We start from the raw sequence: 323 nt of genomic DNA, 5'->3' as shown, positions 1-323 counted from the left end.
CGAGCACGCCTACAACCCGATCCACCGCCGCCACCAGTACGACCCGGCCGGCGAGTTGACCCGTACCCTCGACAAACTGCGCGGCGAGATCAAGTACGAATACGAAGCCAACGGCCAGTTGCACAGCCGCGACACCGGGCAGTTGATCGACAGCGAAGAATTCCGCTACGACGCCGCGGCGAACCGGCTGAACTTCAACACCAGCCAGTTTGATCACGTCAAGGACAACCGCCTTAAACGCTGGCGGGATCAGGAATATGCCTACGATGCGTGGGGCAACCTGATTGAAAAACGCAGCGGCATGGGCACGCTGCAGACGTTTG

The 323-nt window shown here is 60.4% G+C and carries 1 protein-coding gene; it reads left to right on the top strand.

What is annotated here, in order from left to right:
* A partial coding sequence (locus ACM6G4_RS24340; protein ID WP_414914784.1) for a hypothetical protein occupies positions 1–323 on the top strand: 323 nt, incomplete at both ends.

The organism is Pseudomonas sp. IT-P258, from assembly GCF_949767825.1.
Classification (GTDB): domain Bacteria; phylum Pseudomonadota; class Gammaproteobacteria; order Pseudomonadales; family Pseudomonadaceae; genus Aquipseudomonas; species Aquipseudomonas monachiensis.
The sequence above is the reverse complement of the archived record's forward strand: the minus strand, read 5'-3'. Positions and strand labels throughout refer to the sequence as shown.